Source organism: Pantoea sp. EEL5, assembly GCF_049892805.1.
Lineage (GTDB): Bacteria > Pseudomonadota > Gammaproteobacteria > Enterobacterales > Enterobacteriaceae > Pantoea > Pantoea ananatis.
In genome coordinates this window covers 1,377,987-1,393,839 of sequence record NZ_JBNDNJ010000001.1, presented here as the reverse complement: position 1 = coordinate 1,393,839, position 15,853 = coordinate 1,377,987, and the positions used below count along the sequence as shown (strand labels likewise).

General features: G+C 53.8%; 14 protein-coding genes. 6 read left to right on the top strand and 8 right to left on the bottom strand.

Translation table 11 applies throughout. The annotated features are described in order from the left end of the window. Positions 1 to 6: 6 nt before the first annotated feature. Both rstB and rstA read right to left on the bottom strand, forming a co-directional pair. Entirely contained in the window at positions 7 to 1,308 is a 1,302-nt protein-coding gene (gene rstB / locus ACPXSQ_RS06660) for a two-component system sensor histidine kinase RstB (protein WP_013025877.1), read from the bottom strand. Then, positions 1,305 to 2,030: a two-component system response regulator RstA gene (gene rstA, locus ACPXSQ_RS06655; RefSeq protein WP_022623195.1), complete on the bottom strand. Its 726-nt coding sequence runs from the start codon at positions 2,028 to 2,030 to the stop codon at positions 1,305 to 1,307. The genes rstB and rstA overlap by 4 nt, the downstream gene beginning before the upstream one ends. Positions 2,031 to 2,204: 174 nt before the next feature. Here rstA and ACPXSQ_RS06650 point away from each other — a divergent pair, with 174 nt between their 5' ends. After that, positions 2,205 to 2,615, top strand: coding sequence for a hypothetical protein (locus ACPXSQ_RS06650; RefSeq protein WP_013025875.1), 411 nt, complete (start codon positions 2,205 to 2,207; stop codon positions 2,613 to 2,615). Here the strand turns inward: ACPXSQ_RS06650 and ACPXSQ_RS06645 are convergent. After that, positions 2,612 to 4,000, bottom strand: a complete 1,389-nt coding sequence (locus ACPXSQ_RS06645; protein WP_105076981.1) for a basic amino acid/polyamine antiporter — start codon at positions 3,998 to 4,000, stop codon at positions 2,612 to 2,614. The genes ACPXSQ_RS06650 and ACPXSQ_RS06645 overlap by 4 nt on opposite strands. A 210-nt stretch (positions 4,001 to 4,210) precedes the next feature. Beyond that, entirely contained in the window at positions 4,211 to 5,164 is a 954-nt protein-coding gene (ydgH, locus tag ACPXSQ_RS06640; protein WP_013025873.1) for a DUF1471 family protein YdgH, read from the bottom strand. A 533-nt stretch (positions 5,165 to 5,697) separates the two neighbouring features. Here ydgH and pntA point away from each other — a divergent pair. Continuing rightward, positions 5,698 to 7,230, top strand: coding sequence for a Re/Si-specific NAD(P)(+) transhydrogenase subunit alpha (gene pntA, locus ACPXSQ_RS06635; RefSeq protein WP_028715180.1), 1,533 nt, complete (start codon positions 5,698 to 5,700; stop codon positions 7,228 to 7,230). Between the two features lie 3 nt (positions 7,231 to 7,233). Continuing rightward, positions 7,234 to 8,622, top strand: coding sequence for a Re/Si-specific NAD(P)(+) transhydrogenase subunit beta (pntB, locus tag ACPXSQ_RS06630; protein WP_426143199.1), 1,389 nt, complete (start codon positions 7,234 to 7,236; stop codon positions 8,620 to 8,622). Positions 8,623 to 8,670: 48 nt separating this feature from the next. Here pntB and uspE read toward each other — a convergent pair whose 3' ends face one another. Together uspE and ACPXSQ_RS06620 are read right to left on the bottom strand one after the other, a co-directional pair. Beyond that, positions 8,671 to 9,624 carry a universal stress protein UspE gene (uspE, locus tag ACPXSQ_RS06625; RefSeq protein WP_013025870.1) on the bottom strand — a complete coding sequence of 318 codons (954 nt, stop codon included), beginning with the start codon at positions 9,622 to 9,624 and terminating at the stop codon, positions 8,671 to 8,673. A gap of 119 nt (positions 9,625 to 9,743) precedes the next feature. Further along, positions 9,744 to 10,484 carry an FNR family transcription factor gene (locus ACPXSQ_RS06620; protein ID WP_013025869.1) on the bottom strand — a complete coding sequence of 247 codons (741 nt, stop codon included), beginning with the start codon at positions 10,482 to 10,484 and terminating at the stop codon, positions 9,744 to 9,746. Between the two features lie 318 nt (positions 10,485 to 10,802). Between ACPXSQ_RS06620 and smrA the strand changes: the two genes are divergently transcribed. Beyond that, positions 10,803 to 11,369, top strand: a complete 567-nt coding sequence (gene smrA / locus ACPXSQ_RS06615; protein WP_014593778.1) for a DNA endonuclease SmrA — start codon at positions 10,803 to 10,805, stop codon at positions 11,367 to 11,369. On the opposite strand, the gene ACPXSQ_RS06610 is transcribed toward smrA, so the two are convergent. Then, positions 11,366 to 12,286 (bottom strand): LysR substrate-binding domain-containing protein, encoded by a 921-nt coding sequence (locus tag ACPXSQ_RS06610; protein ID WP_013025867.1) that lies wholly within the window; start codon positions 12,284 to 12,286, stop codon positions 11,366 to 11,368. The genes smrA and ACPXSQ_RS06610 overlap by 4 nt on opposite strands. A 318-nt stretch (positions 12,287 to 12,604) precedes the next feature. Here ACPXSQ_RS06610 and ACPXSQ_RS06605 point away from each other — a divergent pair, with 318 nt between their 5' ends. Beyond that, the gene (locus ACPXSQ_RS06605) at positions 12,605 to 13,945 is read left to right on the top strand and encodes an MFS transporter (RefSeq protein WP_013025866.1); all 1,341 of its coding nucleotides are present in this window, start codon (positions 12,605 to 12,607) and stop codon (positions 13,943 to 13,945) included. A 67-nt stretch (positions 13,946 to 14,012) separates the two neighbouring features. Then, positions 14,013 to 15,353: a 2-oxoadipate dioxygenase/decarboxylase HglS gene (gene hglS / locus ACPXSQ_RS06600; RefSeq protein WP_426143195.1), complete on the top strand. Its 1,341-nt coding sequence runs from the start codon at positions 14,013 to 14,015 to the stop codon at positions 15,351 to 15,353. Between the two features lie 33 nt (positions 15,354 to 15,386). Here the strand turns inward: hglS and ACPXSQ_RS06595 are convergent, their stop codons facing one another. Next, entirely contained in the window at positions 15,387 to 15,821 is a 435-nt protein-coding gene (locus ACPXSQ_RS06595; RefSeq protein WP_022622822.1) for a DoxX family protein, read from the bottom strand. Between the last annotated feature and the right edge of the window lie 32 nt (positions 15,822 to 15,853).

Here is a 15,853-nt window from a genome sequence, read left to right as displayed (position 1 = left end):
AATGAGTTAACGTCGTGGCAGTTCCCGAAAGGGAAGATCCAGCGGCCAGCAAAAGCGAACGCTGGCCCCGCCAAGCGGGCTGGTTTCAATAGAAACCCTGCCACTTAATGCATGGGCAATAGAGTGAACGATGGCAAGGCCAAGCCCACAGCCCCCGGTGGCGCGGTCACGGCTTGGGTCGAGTCGTACAAAAGGTTCAAATACGCGTTCACGTTCATCAAGGGGAATGCCCGGGCCATCATCTTCGACCTGCAGGTTCCCCAGCGCACCATCAAACCACAGGCTAACCCGCAGGCGCTGACCGGCATAACGCAGTGCGTTATTGACCAGGTTATCCAGTACGCGCTCCATCAGTCGGGTATCTGAAATCCCGTAGTTTTCACGCTGGGGTAAATCAAGATCGATCTGTGTCTCCGGGTTTATCGCCCGGAAATCTTCCATGCGCTCACGTAACCAGTTCGCCAGATCCAGCGACTGCAAATTAAGATCGACGCGGGGCCGATCGAGACGGGCATAGGTCAGCAGCTCTTCAATCAGGCTTTCTAACTGGCTGACATCGCGGTTCAATGCCGCTGACTCCGCTTCGGTCAGATTGTCGCTCATCTCCAGACGATAGCGCAAACGTACCAGCGGCGTTCGCAGTTCGTGGGCGATGCCGTCAATCAGCTGTTTTTTACTGGCGACCAGCGTATTAATGTTTTCCGCCATTTGGTTAAAAGCCACGCCGACCCTGAACAGGCTAGAGGTGCTGTCGAAGTGCGTGCGGACATCAAGCTGTCCCTGACCAAAACGCTGAGCCGCGTGCTCCAGCCGCAGCATCTCTTTCCAGTGCGGACGTAGCCAGATAAAAACCGGCAACCCCAGCGACATCCCGATAAACACCACCAGGGCCATATCCAGCAGGCGCATCTGGTGCAGATAAAACAGGTAAGGGATTGGCCCAACGGTCAGAACGTAGTGGCTGCGGGGAATGTGCTGCAGGAAAGTGTATTTATCATCCAGCGCCACGATTTCGCCTGCGCGCAGCCGGCGCAGTTCATTTTCATCCAGTTCAAACTTACTCATTGGCTCAATATGCAGCTCAAACGACAAGCCGAGATCGAGACTCTTAATCGTCTTATTCCAGTCCCGTGGCGGGATCTCACGCAGTTCGCTGCGGATCAGATAGAGCGAACTGGCCATCAGGTCGTTCATTGACTGGCGACCGGCACGCTCGGCGGTAAATTTGTAAACCAGCCCGACCATTAGCGACATCACCAGGAAACAGACAAACAGCAGCAGGTAGAACTGAATAAAAAGTTTTTTCATACCGAACGCGTGTCCCAGGCCTGTGGCGCAAACAGATAGCCTTTATTACGGATGGTTTTAATACGAAATGGCTCGGTGGCGCTGTCGTGCAGCTTTTTGCGCAGGCGCGAAATCGCCACGTCAATGCTGCGATCCATCCCGTCGTAGCTGACGCCGCGCAGCGTTTTTAGTAGCGCGTCACGGTTCAGAATTTGCCCGGCATGGCTCGCCAGCACCCAGAGCAAATCGAAATCTGCGGTAGACAGGGCAATGTTTTCGTCAAACAGCACGACCTGACGATTGAGCGCATCAATCGTCAGAGAGCCAAAGCGTAACATGCGATTGTTTTTCGCTGGCGTCGGGGCTTCTTCGCTCTGGCCCTGCTGGGACTGGCGCAGATGCAGGCGCAGTCGGGCCAGCAACACCGCAGGGGGCGCCGTTTTCAGGATATAATCCTGGGCGCCCATCTCCAGCGCCAGAATATGGTTCATGTCGCTGTCGAGAGACGTGAGCAGGACAATCGGTCCCTGCCAGTTCGCGCGTAAGTCACGACAGATTGACATACCGTCTTTGCCTGGCAGCATGATATCCAGCATGACCAGGTCGGGCTGCTGCTCGACAATAGTGGCTTCCGCCCGATCGCCGCGCGTCTCCACAATCACTTCAATATCATGTCGTCCAAGGTAAGCGGCAATCAGCGAGCCCACTTCCGGTTCATCTTCAACGTAAACGATTTTGTGCATGATGCTTTCTAACGTAAAAAGGAGGGGTAAAGCATAACTTTTCCTGACGCAGAGCTCTATGCAATCACACGAAATATCCTTGAGTAACTGGGATATATTCCGCAAAATAGACAGTCATTAACCCTGCGTTTAACGTGTGTTCCGGATTCATTGTGATCACCTTGAGGAGCCAAAGTGTTTGATAAAGAGCTGGCATCAGCGGTATACCGCGATCGCATCTGCTTTAATTACAGTGATTTCCTGTCGGCATCCTGTAAAAAACGATGGAGCTTTGTGGATGCAATCTACGGCGTACTGCCTATATTTGGCATGGTGACACGCAAATCTGCGCACAGCTTACAGGCGAGTGAAGATCAGCTTAAAGAATTAGCATTACAAATCATTTCAACGCAGGTCAGCGATGAAATCAACATAGCCCGTTTGATCACGCTTGCCGAGCAGCAACACATTTCCCGCTTCGATATTCAGCTTCCGTACCCGCTGTCAGACAAGCAGCTTGAGGCTATTCATGAAGAATACCCTAAGCCTGTAGCACTGACACAGCAGGATGACCTGCTGTGTGTCGTACTGGATCAGGCGCACTAGGCAAGCAGTTCCCACATCGCAGGAAGGGTTGCCGCCACGATCAGCATCATGGCAACCCGTTCGACCGGCTTCAATGCCACCTCATGCCCGCGACGGCGCGCAAAAATAAACAGTAAAATACCCGGCGCATAGAGCACCACTGACGTAAACAGATGCAGCGGGCCTGACGCATACAACAGCCAGATGCCATACAGGCTGGCGCCCACACCGACGGCAAGCGCCCAAGGTTTTTGCTGTCCTTTCACCACTTTAATCAGATAAAGTCCGACCAGCAGATAGGGCACCAGAATCATTTCAGAGGCAATGATGAGCAGCGTGTTGTAATCTGCGCCGGTCAGGGCAATGAGGATCAAGCAAACCTGAATACTGCCGTTTGTCAGCCATAACGAGGCGGCAGGCGCGTTGCGGGCGTTCTGCCGGGCAATACTGCGTGGAAACGCACCCTGCTGTGCGGCAATAAAGGGCACTTCAGCCGCCATGATCGTCCAGCTCAGGTAAGCCCCGCACACGGAAATAATCAGGCCCACCACAATAATGGCGTTACCCCAGCTCCCCGTCAGGCGCGTCATCAGGCCCGCCATGGAAGGATTCCGCATTTCCGCCAGCTCCGCACGGGGAACGATGCCCAGTGACAGCAGCGTCACCAGCAAATAGACCAGCAGGGCAGCCAGCACCGCCAACAGCGTCGCGCGTCCGACATCCTTTTTATGCTTTGCACGAGAGGATACAACCACCGCGCCTTCCACGCCGATAAACACCCACAGCGTGATCAGCATGGTCTGCTTGACCTGTTCCCACAAGGGGACGCCCAAACTGAGTCCGGAAAAATCGAAGTGAAACCGGTCATAATTGAAGGCCAGTACGGCCAGCACAACAAACAGCAACAGTGGAACCAGTTTGCCAAGGGTTGCCAGCAGGTTGATGCTGGCAGCGGTTTGCACCCCGCGCAGCACCAGCCAGTGAACCAGCCACAGCAGCACCGATGCGCCCAGCATCGCCTGCCAGGTGTTACCGTTGCCAAAAATGATCCGATCAGGCGTATCCGTAAAGAAGCTCAGCGCAGAAAAAACGATAACCAGGTAGGAGACGTTAGCGATAACCGCACACAGCCAGTAACCCCACGCGGAACAAAATCCGGTCAGTTCGCCAAATCCGGCGCGGGCATAGGTAAAAATCCCGCCGTCCAGTTCAGGTTTCAGCCGCGTCAGTAACAGCATCGCCAGCGAGAGGAAGATAATCCCCGCGCCCGTGATCAGCCAGCCGATCAACAGCGCCGCCGGACCGGCGACCGCCGCCATATTTTGCGGCAAGCTGAAAACACCTGCGCCCAGCATAGAGCTGAGAACCAGCGCTGTCAGGGCACTGAGGCCTAATTTTTTCTCCAAAACGTTCTTCCTGCTAGCATAAGTGGCTGGATGACCAGCATAAACACAACGTTATATCGTCATTGTGTTACGTATAGCGCGTTAAATACTCTGAAAAACAGGCGGAGGATTTTACGGAGTGCGGTGAAGGATGGCAATGCGTGGCTATGCAAAATCGGGCAGGAATTATGCAAACAGACAACAGGGCGGCGGGCGCCGCCCTGCGGTATTTTATTTGAACAGATCGGCTGTCACGGTCAGGTTGCCACCGCTCTGGTTCTGCCACTGACGCGTCACATGGTAGAATTTAGCCCCTTTCTCGGCAGCGCGTTTCGCGGTTTCCTGTGAAACCTCGGTTGGCGTACCAAAATGTCCGCTAAAGGTTACGGTATCAAACGGCTGCATCTGTGCTGCCGTGACCGCATTCACTTCCTGGATCTCTTTGCCGTCCGGCAAGGTCACCGTATAGCGTTTACCGGTTGAGCTCTGCGTTTCAAAGAAGCGGCCTACCGTGTTGCTAGGGGTTTCTGAAGAGGCGACGCCGGGGATTTCCACTTTCTTAGCGGCTGCACCGCCTGCCGCCAGCGCTGCTTTGCCCGCCTGAGAGTCTGCCGGGATGGTGTCCGGACTCTGCACCACGCGCTGTTTCGCATCGGCCTTATAGATGTACGCGGTAATGAACTGGTTGCCGCCGGTATTGGCATCAACCTGACGCACGATAAAGAAGGAGGCTGCGCCTTTTTCTTTTGCGGCTTTGGAGATCGCGTCATTCACATCAGGCTGGCTCGGGAAGAAGCCGTTGACGGTCACGGTATCGAAGGGTTCCAGGCGATAAGCCTCTGCCTTGGGCAGCTCTTTCAGGCCATTGAACATCCGGTATTCAGTTTCCTGACTGGCTTTAGGCGCGTTGGCCTTGTACAGGTCTGCGGTCACGCGCCAGTTGCCGCTGTTACCGTTGCTGTCGTTAATGCCTTGAATGTAATAAGAATCTGCATTCAGTTCATCAGCACGTTTTGAAACGGCATCGGCCGCATCGCCAATTGCATTGAAACGACCGGTGATATTAATACGTTCGAATGGCTTCAACGCGGCCGCTTGTTCTGGCGTCAGCTCTTTAGCCGCAAATGCATTTGCCGCCAGCAGAGATAACAGGGTAGATGCCAGAATAGTGTTCTTCAGCTTCATAAAAATGATCCTTCGCCTTACGCAAAATGAGTACGAAAACGTGCTGGACTCTTGATGTATAACAGATTAGCCGCTGATTATTACATGTTATAAACACGCTGTCGCAGCCATTTTTTGCGATATATCTCTTGTTGTGAGCCAGATTATTCAATCCTGACCGCGCGCCGCGCGATTTTGCCTTACGCTTAAGACAATAAGATGAAATGCGCTGTGATAACAGTACGAAAATAGTTAATGCATTGTTAATTTTAGCTTTTTTTAAAAGGAATATCAGGGTGAAGCGCGCAACAGTCAGCAGATTGTTTGCTGCTAATGTCCCTATACAGTGAGGTTATGCGGAATTGTGTCACTCCGGCTGGATATTACGGCGAATGTGACATAACTGCGCCTGTGCAGTAGATCGTCCGTAACAATTTCAGTAGCTTTAGAAACGATTAGGTTATTGCTTTTTATCACATTGCCTGATGGTTGGTATCGGCACGGCAATGTGTACCGCAAGGATCATCCTCCTTTAATCGATGAAAGGGAAAACTATGTTAATTGGAATACCCAAAGAGCGATTGGCTAACGAGTCACGTGTGGCTGCAACGCCCAAGACCGTTGAACAGCTAATCAAGCTGGGTTTCAGCGTGGCTGTAGAGCATGATGCAGGTAAGCGCGCCAGCTTTGATGATGACAGCTATCTTGCCGCGGGTGCCTCGCTGACTGACCGCCAGCAGGTCTGGCAGGCCGATATCGTGCTGAAGGTGAACGCACCCGATGATGACGAGACAGGTCTGACCCGCGAGGGCAGCACGCTGGTGAGCTTTATCTGGCCCGCTCAGCATCCCGAACTGCTTGCAAAGCTCGCCGCGCGACATGTCACGGTGATGGCCATGGACGCCGTTCCCCGTATTTCCCGCGCCCAGTCGCTCGACGCGCTCAGTTCCATGGCGAACATTGCCGGTTATCGTGCGATCGTCGAGGCCGCACATGAGTTTGGCCGCTTCTTTACCGGGCAGATCACCGCGGCGGGTAAAGTGCCACCGGCAAAAGTCATGGTCATTGGTGCCGGCGTGGCTGGCCTGGCGGCGATTGGTGCAGCCGGCAGCCTTGGCGCCATTGTGCGCGCTTTTGATACGCGTCCTGAGGTCAAAGAGCAGGTCCAGAGTATGGGCGCGGAATTCCTTGAACTCGATTTTGCAGAGGACGCGGGCAGCGGCGATGGGTACGCCAAAGTGATGTCCGATGCCTTTATTCAAGCTGAAATGGCGCTGTTTGCTCAGCAGGCGCAAGAGGTCGATATCATCGTCACCACGGCGCTGATTCCGGGAAAACCCGCACCAACGCTCATCACCGAAGAGATGGTGGCCAGCATGAAGCCGGGCAGCGTTATTGTGGACCTCGCGGCGCAAACCGGCGGCAACTGTGCGCTGACGGTTGCCGATCAGGTTACCGTCACCGCCAACGGCGTGAAAATCATTGGCTACACCGATTTACCGAGCCGTTTACCCACCCAGTCTTCACAACTTTACGGCACTAACCTCGTTAATCTGATGAAGTTGCTGTGCAAAGAGAAAAACGGTGAAATTGCTATCGATTTCGCCGATGTTGTCATCCGTGGCGTTACCGTCGTGCGCGATGGCGAGGTGACCTGGCCTGCGCCACCGATTCAGGTCTCGGCTGCACCTAAAGCCACAACCACGTCTGCACCGGTGCAGAAAAAGAGTGAGGTTGCGACGGGATCGCCACGACGCAGCTATCTGCTGCTGGCGCTGGCCATCGTGCTTTTTGCCTGCCTGGCGAACGTCGCACCCCGTGAATTCCTGTCACATTTCACCGTCTTCGCGCTCGCCTGCGTAGTGGGTTACTACGTGGTGTGGAACGTGAGCCATGCGTTGCATACACCGCTGATGTCTGTCACCAATGCCATTTCCGGCATTATCGTGGTAGGCGCTGTGCTGCAAATGGGACATGGCGGTTGGGTCAGCTTCCTGTCTTTTATTGCCGTATTGATCGCCAGCATCAATATTTTCGGTGGCTTCACCGTCACGCAGCGCATGCTGAAAATGTTTCGTAAGGGGTAACACATGTCTGGCGGATTAGTGACAGTAGCATACATTGTTGCCGCAATACTTTTTATTATGAGCCTTGCCGGGCTTTCTAAACATGAAAGCTCAAGACAAGGGAATCTCTTTGGCATCAGCGGCATGGCAATTGCGCTCATCGCCTCCATTTTTGGTCCCGATAGTAGCAATGTCGTCTGGATTTTGCTGGCCATGGTGATCGGCGGGGCCATCGGCATCCGGTTAGCCAGACGGGTTGAAATGACAGAAATGCCCGAGCTGGTTGCCATTCTGCACAGCTTTGTCGGGCTGGCTGCGGTATTGGTGGGGATCAACAGCTATATCGATCATGCCCCCGGACTGCCCGCAGTCATGGAAAATATCCATCTCAGCGAAGTGTTTATCGGTATCTTTATTGGTGCGGTCACCTTTACAGGATCGCTGGTTGCGTTCGGTAAGCTGTGCGGGAAACTGTCGTCCAGACCGCTGATGTTGCCTCACCGGCATAAGCTGAATTTGCTGGCGCTGATCGTGTCATTCCTGCTGTTGCTGTGGTTCGTCAACACAGACAGTAGCGGCGCGCAGGGATTTGCCCTGTTTGTCATGATGGTCATTGCACTGGCTTTCGGCTGGCATCTGGTTGCCTCCATCGGCGGGGCAGACATGCCGGTCGTCGTTTCTATGCTGAACTCCTATTCAGGCTGGGCGGCGGCGGCGGCAGGCTTCATGCTCAGCAACGATCTGCTTATCGTAACCGGCGCGCTGGTGGGGTCATCGGGTGCCATCCTCTCCTACATTATGTGTAAGGCGATGAACCGTTCGTTTATCAGCGTCATTGCCGGCGGCTTTGGCAGCGACAGCAGCGCGGTAACGGACAGCGAAGAGGCTGGCGAACACCGCGAGATCAGTGCGGAAGACACCGCAGAAATGCTGAAGTCATCCACGAGCGTCATTATCACGCCCGGCTACGGGATGGCGGTGGCACAGGCACAGTATCCGGTGGCCGAGATCACCGAAAAACTGCGCGCCCGTGGCATCAAGGTACGCTTCGGTATTCATCCGGTCGCTGGGCGTTTACCCGGCCATATGAACGTCCTGCTGGCTGAGGCAAAAGTGCCTTATGACGTGGTACTGGAGATGGACGAAATTAACGATGACTTCAGCGACACGGATACGGTGCTGGTGATCGGTGCCAACGATACGGTCAATCCCGCCGCTCAGGACGATCCCGGCAGCCCGATAGCCGGTATGCCGGTGCTGGAAGTGTGGAAGGCGCAAAACGTGATTGTGTTTAAGCGGTCAATGAATACCGGCTATGCCGGTGTGCAAAACCCGCTGTTCTTCAAAGAAAACACCCAAATGCTGTTTGGTGATGCCAAAGCCAGCGTGGAAAATATTCTTAAAGCGCTGTAATAAACAAGGGCGACACAATGTGTCGCCCTTGTTGCGAACCTCGCCTGATTAGTCGTGCTCGTCATCCTCTTCAAGCGTAATCGGCGAAACAAAGTCATCCGGTTTTATCGCCAGCAGATCGCAGCGCAGGTGATCGATCACCTGTTCCGCCGTGTTGCCCAGGAAAGCGGCCGACAGTCCGGTTCGGCCAATAGTGCCTAGTACCACAATCCCCGCGCCCAGATGCCCTGAAAGTTCGGGTATGACTTCTTCCGGTAAACCTTTCTCGACATGAGTGAATTCTTCACTGATAGAGAACTTCTGCCGTAGCGCTTTCATCGCCACCAGGTGCTGGCCACGAATCGCGTCGTTGTACACACTGGGATCAAAGTCGGGCAGTTCAATGGCAATATTGATCGGTGTGATGGGATAGGCGCCCACCAGATGAACTTCGGTATGGTTTACGCTTTCTGCCAGTTTAACGGTTTCACGAATAAGTTTCTGATTCAGGGCATCGTGGTGAGGTTCTTCGCTGGCGAGGTTAACCGCCACCAGGGCTTTGCCACCTTCGGGCCAGGGCTGATCTTTGACCATCCATACCGGACAAGGACATTTACGCAACAGATGCCAGTCCGTCGGCGTAAAGATCACCGCTTCCAGCCGATCGTGCTGGTGCGCCATCTTAAGCACCAAATCATGCTGATGAGCCAGCACTTCCTGAATGATGGCTTCGTAAGGACGGTTATGCCAGATCACTTTGATATCGATATCCACGCCTGCATCCAGATAGGCCTGGGCCTGTTCGCGTATCCACTCTGAGCGCTGAGAGATCACGCCCTGACGCATTGAGGTGCGCTCATCCGGTGAGAGCAGGGTGGTCATCTCATATGAGAAGTCGTAGATAGGCAGAAAAGCTTTGATTTTGCCGCCGATAAGCTGGTTGAGATATACCGCACGTCGCAGCGCGGGCTGGTCATCCTGTTGAGGATCGATGGCGACCAGAATATTTTGATACTGGGACATAGGCTACTCTCCTTAAACCAAAGCGACTGGATTAAAGATAGCCTATGTTCAACGCAGTAAGAAAGTGAAAAAGATGTAGCCGGATCAATAAAATAACATTTATTAACCCGGCTTAACCATCAGGCTGCCTGATGGCTCTGGCCCGCCAGACCTTCCAGCATGGCGTGGTTCTCAATAGTGATGTATTTCCCTTTCACCGCCAGCATGCCTGATTTCTGAAAACGCCCCAGCAAACGGCTAATGGTTTCAACGGTTAATCCCAGATAGTTGCCGATGTCGCCACGCGTCATGGTCAAACGGAACTCACGCTGTGAGAACCCCCGCTGACCGTAACGGCGGGATAAGTTCCAGATAAAGGCCGCCAGCCGCTCTTCAGCGTTCTTCTTGGACAGCAACAGGATCATATCCTGATCGCCTTTGATTTCGCCGCTCATCAGACGCATCATCTGCTGACGCAGGGCCGGCATTTTGCCCGATAAATCATCCAGCGTATCAAAGGGGATTTCACAGACCATCGCCGTTTCCAGCGCCTGGGCAAAGCTTGGATGGCTGGCATTCATGATGGCGTCAAAACCGACCAGATCACCCGCCAGATGGAACCCGGTAATTTGTTCATCGCCCTGTTCAGTGATGGTATAGCTTTTGATCGTGCCGGAACGGATAGCATAAAGGGAGCGGAGGTCGTCACCGGCTTTAAACAGCGTATGACCTTTCTGAATGGGTTTCTTTCGCTCAATAATGTTATCTAGCTGATCAAGCTCATGTTCGTTCAGTGTGAAAGGGATGCATAACTGGCTAATGCTGCAATCCTGGCAGTGAATCGCACAACCGCCTGACTGTATACGTTTTTCAGGGAACATAGTGGTTTGCTCGACGATAATTGACTGCGGTCAATTTTACCATTTTTCGCTCGCAAAGGAACTCATCCGAGCAGTTTTTAGGCATACAAAAAGTGTGGTCTGTTACACTTCGCTGAAGGCTGTTATTACTGGCTTTCTTGATGTCAAAGTGTAACGGCCGTCAATATATGTTTACGGTTTTATGATTTCAGACAGGATCTTTCTTTATCTTAAGACCGGGAATAAGGGTTAAAAACGGGGTTAGCGCAGACTTTCCCGATTTTGCTACTATTCGGGTTAAGCACTATTTTGCGTCATATCATTTTACAGGGGCGAGCGATGAACCTTGACGATGACAATCTGTTCCGTGACGCGATGAATGACGTTACGCCACTCAGAGATGCGGACAACACGCGGTGGAATCCTCTCTCCGCCAGTAAAAAAGCACGTCAACTGCCGCCAGAACAGGAAGATGAAAACATCTTAACGCGCGGTTATCTGGATATTATCCCGCTGGATCAGCCTCTGGAATACAAAGCAGAGGGCATTCAGCAGGGCGTGTTAGATAAGCTACGCAAGGGACAGTATACGCTGGACGCCAGCCTTAACTTACTGCGTCAGCCTGTAGAGGTCTGTCGCCAGAACCTGTTTAATTTCATTCGTGAGGTGCGGCAAGCCGGGTTTCGCAACCTGCTTATCATTCACGGTAAAGGGCGCGACAGTGAATCCCACGCCAACATCGTACGAAGTTATCTGGATCGTTGGCTACGGGAGCTGGATGAGGTGCAGACCTTCTGTGTGGCGCAAAAGCAGCACGGCGGGGCGGGCGCGCTTTACGTCGGATTACGCAAGACCGAGAAAGCGCGTCAGGACAACTGGGAGCGACATGCAAAACGCAGTCGCTAACTGTGAAATTTACGAATAGTACTCATCAGAACCTCAGCGCTCAGGCTTAAGGTATCGCCGGTCCGGGTGATAATACCGACCGGCTCGCCAGGGCCTGGAGAGGTAATGGGCAGCGAGAAGACGGCGTTGTGACTGAGATCTTCTTTAATGGCGCCTGAAGGCACAAACCAGATGTAGTCATAGCGTAGCGCCAGTTGGCGGGCCAGCGAGGTGGAAGAGGTTTCAACGCAATGTGGCGGTAAACAGCAGCCCTGCTCGTCAAGCATCTGCTGGGCCAGGCGGCGCGGAGCCGTTCCTTCGGGGGAAATCACTACCGGCCACTGCATGGCGCGGGATAAGGTGACGTTGTCACTTAACAGGGGATGTTCCGGCCTGACAACCAGTTTTAATGATTCGAGGAACAGCAGTTCATAGGTTAAGCCGGTCATCATCTCTTTATCAGCCATACGACCAATGCCGATATCAAATTCGCCCGCGCGCAGTCCGGCCAGCAAGACATTGTTGTGCAACGTGGCAACCTGAATGGTGGTGTTAGGACGCAGTTGATGAAAGCGATCGAGAATCTGTGGCAACATGCCCATCGCGGCAGTCGTAAGCGCGCCAAGCCGAATCACGGCAGGACGCTCGTTGATCTGTTCGTTAAAACTCTGACCGGCATGGTTTAGTGCATCCAGCACCTTTACCGCATGCGTCAGAAACTGCTCTCCCATGGTGGTGAGCTGTGCGCCCAGTCGGCCGCGTTCGAACAGCCTGACGCCCGTCAGTTCCTCGAGTTCGTTAAGGGTTTTAGAGAGTGCAGGCTGGCTAAGACTTAACGTCTCGGCTGCACGCCCCAGCGTTCCCTGCTGCGCAACGGCAACAAAGGCATGTAAATGACGCAAGCGAATGCGCTGATTGAAAAGGATATTTTTTTCCATTTCCCAAACTTAATGACATTGCCAGGTAACTGGCAACTATTTAAGCTGGATTTTGTTAACTTTGCTGCAAATTTTTATTAACAATGTGTACTTTTTATCGGGTTTTCATTTAAGTTACTGATAAATAATGCTTGAGGCGCTATCGTGGGATAACGCAGCCGCCAGTCGTGACTGAAAAATCATTAACTTAACTAACCATTTTTTGAATGATTATTATTCTCGTGTAAAATTCACGCGTTTTATCGTTAACGATCGGCTATCATAAGCGCCGTTTTTTTTACCAAAACTGATAGTTATTTCGTTAAGGAGAGTACGTCCGTGAGCAGCGTTGAGTCGGTAGACGTTCGCCGGTTAATCAATCAGGGTGCCCTGAGCGGTGGCCAAATTCGATTGATTGTACTCTGTTTTATCGTCGTGGCGCTTGATGGGATGGATATCGCCATCATGGGGTTTATCGCGCCCTCGCTGAAAGCGTCCTGGAACGTCACGAACCATCAGTTAGGCGTCGTCATCAGTGCGGCGCTTATTGGCCTGGCGCTGGGCGCCATGATCGCCGGTCCACTGGCCGACCGCTTTGGTCGTCGCTTAATGATTATATTCAGCGTGCTGTTTTTTGGCTTATGGACGCTGGTCACCGCGTTTTCGCACAGCATTGAGCAGATGATCCTGTTCCGCTTTTTGACCGGGCTCGGATTGGGCGCAGCCATGCCGAACGTCAGCACCCTGGTCGCAGAATATGCCCCCGAGCGCCGTCGCTCATTCATCATCACCGTGGTTTTCTGCGGCTTTACCTTTGGCGCAGCCAGCGGAGGCTTTGCGGCATCCTGGCTGTTACCGCGTTACGAATGGCATTCTGTTCTGTTGCTGGGCGGTATTTTACCGCTGCTGGTGCTCCCAGTGCTGATACGGCAACTGCCAGAATCAGTGCGTTTCTTAATTAGCCGTGGTGCGCCGGCAGAACGCATCCGAACCATTCTGGAGCGTATGATTCCGGGCAGTACGAACCCGCACAGTCAGTTTCAATCCTCCGAAGCGGACGCCACTCAGCCAGACAAAAACGCAATCGCCACGGTTATCTCTCCCCGCTACCGTACCGGCAGCCTGATGCTGTGGGGCGGCTATTTTATGGGGCTCTTTCTGGTTTATCTGATAGGTAGCTGGCTGCCTTCGCTGGTGAGTAAACAGGGGATGACCGTGACCCAGGCCGCCATTATCACCGCCATGTATCAGGCGGGCGGCACCCTAGGCTCGTTATTTGCCGGCTGGTTGATGGACAGATTTAATGCCAACCTGGCGTTGGCCGTCATCTATTTTTGTGGCGGGATTGCCATTGTGGCATTGGGTTTCTCACCGGCGCAGGTCACCGTCATGAGCAGCATAGCCTTCTGTAGCGGCTTTTGCTTTAACGGTGCTAATACCGGCATGAATGCCTTATCAGCCAGCTATTATCCTACCCATGCCCGCGCGACCGGCTCCAGTTGGATGCATGGCGTGGGCCGAATCGGTGCCATCCTCAGCGCGTTTGTGGGAGCAGAAATGCTGTCGCTCGGCTGGTCTTTTAACCTGATCTTTTTGCTTCTGGCGATTCCGGCCGTCCTCACGACAGCGATGCTGGTGATTAAAAACCGTTATGGTTTTAAGCCGATCACAAATTCATGATTTTTTCCGCTGACGGCAACGCGTTGGATTACAGTAGCTGCAACGCTCATGCTTTCAGGTGGTGATTATGGATAACGTTATCAGTGCGGATGCCATCCGTACGGGCTTTTCAAAGGCAATGTCGGACATGTATCAGCAGGAAGTGCCGCTGTACGGCACGTTGATGCAGTTGGTCAAAGACGTTAATCAGGCCTCGCTGGCGGCGGACAGCGCCCTGCAGCAGCGCCTGGCGCAAGCCGATGAGCTGAGCCGTTTAAGCCTGGAACGCCACGGTGCAATCCGCGTCGGCAGCGCCGAAGAGCTGGCCATGCTGCGTCAGATGTTCGCCGTTATGGGCATGTTCCCGGTCGGCTATTATGACCTTTCTCAGGCGGGCGTACCGGTACACTCAACCGCGTTTCGCCCTGTTGACGACGACGCGTTGCGTCGTAATCCGTTCCGTATTTTTACCTCATTACTGCGGCTTGAATTGGTTGAAGACCCGGCGCTGCGCGATGAAGCTGCCGCAATCCTGGCCTCGCGGGACATTTTCACCGCAGGCTGTCGCGCATTAATTCAACAGCATCAACAGCAGGGCGGTCTGACTGAGACCCAAGCGCAGCGCTTTATTACCGAGGCGTTAGAAACCTTTCGCTGGCACTCGCATAGCCTCGTTGAAAGCCACACCTATCAGGCCCTTAATCAACAACATCGGCTAATTGCGGACGTCGTGTGTTTTCCTGCCTGTCATATCAACCACCTGACACCGAGAACCCTGGACATTGATCGCGTTCAGGCCTTAATGCCCGAACGTGGCATCGATCCCAAAAACGTTATTGAAGGCCCGCCTCGGCGCAAGGTGCCGATTTTATTACGCCAGACCAGTTTTAAAGCGCTGGAGGAACCTGTCGTTTTCAAAGATGGCTATCAGGGCACCCATACGGCAAGATTTGGTGAGATAGAACAGCGCGGCGCAGCCTTAACCCCAGAGGGGCGCGCGCTTTACGATCGGCTGCTGACTGAGGCCGGAAGCGGCGCTGACAATCAACAGCATCAGCAACGGTTGTCTGCTGTATTTCAGGCTTTTCCGGATAACGAAACCGATCTACGCCGGGAGGCTCTGGCCTGGTTTCATTATCGCCTGAGTGATAAAGGCCGGGCTGAACCGCCTCAGCCCGGTGAACCGCTGGACGCCCTGATCGAACAGGGCCGCATTCTGGCCGATCCCATTATTTATGAGGATTTTCTACCGGTCAGCGCGGCGGGGATTTTTCAGTCTAACCTCGGGGATCACACCCAGGCGCGCTCGTCAGGCCAGGCAAGCCGCAGCAGCTTTGAAGCCGCACTGGGCTGCGCAGTACTGGACGAAATGGCGCTGTATGCCCAGCGTCAGGAAGCCTCATTACAACGTTGCGGCCTGGCATGCTAACCCACCGGGGCGTGATTGCCCCGGATTGCGCGACTATTGCAGCCGTGAATCACGTATCAGCGTGAATCTTCCCGCGCCCAGCAGCATGATCACCAGCGCGCCCAGCAGAAACAGCGCTTCGGTCTCCAGCGACCAGGCGCCCACGCCGGTGCGATGCCATAGTGCCCCGGTTTTGACCAGCAGCGTTGCCACCACCATATTCACCGCCACAATGAACGCCGCAGGCCGCGTCATCAGCCCCACAATCAGCATCAGCGGGGCGATAATTTCCCCGATCCAGGCACCCCAGGCAAGAAATCCTGGCAGGCCGTGCTGGTGCAGCAGTTGGGCAATCCAGCCCACCCCATGCACCAGCTTGAACTCACCGTGAAACAGCAGCAGTCCACCCAGTGTCAGACGCAATAACAGCTTGCCCAGGTCAGGATGATCGGTCGTTCGAACAAAAAGTTGATTGATGCCACTGAACATTTTCTATTCCTCTCACGCATTAAACGACATGC

Coding starts and splice junctions, on each gene's coding strand:
- rstB (WP_013025877.1), bottom strand. CDS start 1,308: ATGAAAAAACTTTTTATTCAGTTCTACCTGCTGCTGTTTGTCTGTTTC.
- rstA (WP_022623195.1), bottom strand. CDS start 2,030: ATGCACAAAATCGTTTACGTTGAAGATGAACCGGAAGTGGGCTCGCTG.
- ydgH (WP_013025873.1), bottom strand. CDS start 5,164: ATGAAGCTGAAGAACACTATTCTGGCATCTACCCTGTTATCTCTGCTG.
- pntA (WP_028715180.1), top strand. CDS start 5,698: ATGTTAATTGGAATACCCAAAGAGCGATTGGCTAACGAGTCACGTGTG.
- pntB (WP_426143199.1), top strand. CDS start 7,234: ATGTCTGGCGGATTAGTGACAGTAGCATACATTGTTGCCGCAATACTT.
- uspE (WP_013025870.1), bottom strand. CDS start 9,624: ATGTCCCAGTATCAAAATATTCTGGTCGCCATCGATCCTCAACAGGAT.
- ACPXSQ_RS06620 (WP_013025869.1), bottom strand. CDS start 10,484: ATGTTCCCTGAAAAACGTATACAGTCAGGCGGTTGTGCGATTCACTGC.
- smrA (WP_014593778.1), top strand. CDS start 10,803: ATGAACCTTGACGATGACAATCTGTTCCGTGACGCGATGAATGACGTT.
- ACPXSQ_RS06610 (WP_013025867.1), bottom strand. CDS start 12,286: ATGGAAAAAAATATCCTTTTCAATCAGCGCATTCGCTTGCGTCATTTA.
- hglS (WP_426143195.1), top strand. CDS start 14,013: ATGGATAACGTTATCAGTGCGGATGCCATCCGTACGGGCTTTTCAAAG.
- ACPXSQ_RS06595 (WP_022622822.1), bottom strand. CDS start 15,821: ATGTTCAGTGGCATCAATCAACTTTTTGTTCGAACGACCGATCATCCT.